At 73.0% G+C, this 1294-nt stretch carries 2 protein-coding genes and 1 pseudogene; 1 reads left to right on the top strand and 2 read right to left on the bottom strand.

Annotation, left to right across the window (positions count from 1 at the left end; all coding sequences use genetic code 11):
• Together ACFFNX_RS50305 and ACFFNX_RS50300 are read right to left on the bottom strand one after the other, a co-directional pair.
• A pseudogene (locus tag ACFFNX_RS50305) lies at nt 1–340 on the bottom strand (MFS transporter); the annotation flags it as partial.
• 15 nt (nt 341–355) lie between these two features.
• Complete coding sequence (locus ACFFNX_RS50300) at nt 356–937, bottom strand: TetR/AcrR family transcriptional regulator (RefSeq protein WP_378213594.1); 582 nt, start codon at nt 935–937, stop codon at nt 356–358.
• A 66-nt stretch (nt 938–1003) separates the two neighbouring features.
• Between ACFFNX_RS50300 and ACFFNX_RS50295 the strand changes: the two genes are divergently transcribed.
• The coding region (locus tag ACFFNX_RS50295) for a class I SAM-dependent methyltransferase (RefSeq protein ID WP_378213593.1) at nt 1004–1294 on the top strand (291 nt) is incomplete at its 3' end.

The following is a 1294-nucleotide window of genomic DNA, read 5'->3' as shown; positions in this document are numbered from 1 at the left end:
CGGCGACCAGAGCGCCGAACGCGGGGGCGAGCCCGGCCGTGGCCGAGCCGGCGCCGAACACCGCCAGGCCGGCCACGAGCACGGCACGCGGCCGGATCAGGTCCGCGAGACGACCGCCGAGCAGCAGCAGCCCGCCGAACGACAGCCCGTACGCGGAGGCGGCGATCACCAGGTCGCGGGGGTCCGCCCGCAGGTCCCGCCGGATCGCGGGGAGCGCGACGGACATGACGGTGATGCTCGCGATCAGCGTGACCTGGATCGCCGAGAGCAGGGCGAAGGCGGCCCTATCAAGACCGATCGTTCTGTTATCGAGGCGTGCGGAGGCGGTGGTCGAGGTCATGAGGGTGTCTTTCGGTCAGTCCAGGAGCGACAGGGCCTGGGCGGCCGCGTCGCGGATGCGGGCGGGCTCCGGCGCCGTACGGCCGAGGACCCGCAGGCCCTGGAGCAGCACGAGCAGGAACCGCGCCAGGGCCTGCGGGTCCCTGTCCGCCGGGAGCTCGCCCTGGGCGCGTGCGCGGATGAGCGCCGAGGTCAGTGCGGTCTCCACCGTGTCCCAGCTGGCGGCCACACGCCGCGCCGTGCGCGCGTCGCGGCTCGCCAGCTCGATCGCGCTGTTGACCACCAGGCAGCCGCGCCGGCGCTCGTCGGTGAGGGACTCCTCGGCGTAGGCGTTCACCAGCGCCCGTACGGCCGGCAGTGCCGGGCCCGGCTGGGACAGCAGCTCGACCACGTGCGGGTCGTGGCTCTGGACGTACCGCTCGTACGCCTTGAGGTAGAGCTCGTGCTTGCCGCCGAACGTCGCGTAGATGCTCGCGCGGGCGATGCCGAGGTGCTCCACGAGGTCGGCCATCGAGGTCGCCTCGTAACCGCGCTCCCAGAACAGCTCCATGGCCTTCTGCAGCGCGGCGTCCGGGTCGAACTCCTTGGTACGGGCCACGGTCGTCACCGTAGCCGTATCGAGAACGATCGGTCAAATAGGTCGGCGATCATTAAGGTGAGTGCCATGGCGCTGCTGTCGCACCTCGACCGGTTCAACCGGCGGCACCCGTGGAGCCACAACGACCACTACGGCCGCTGGGTCGCCGACCAGGTGGCCGCGTCCGGGGCCCGGCACGTCCTCGACGTCGGGTGCGGCACGGGCAACCTCGCCGCCCTGCTCTCCCGCCGTGTCGCCGGCACCGTCACCGGGCTCGAACCCGATCCCGCGACGGCCCGCGCGGCGGCGGAGCGCTTCGCCGACGACGCCGCGGTGAGCGTCATCCGGACCGACTTCGCCGGCCGCGACCCGGCGCGG

It is taken from the genome of Actinoallomurus acaciae (genome assembly GCF_042429965.1).
Taxonomy (GTDB): domain Bacteria; phylum Actinomycetota; class Actinomycetes; order Streptosporangiales; family Streptosporangiaceae; genus Actinoallomurus; species Actinoallomurus acaciae.
Note: the sequence above shows the minus strand (reverse complement) of the source record. Positions and strands in the feature narration are given on the sequence as shown.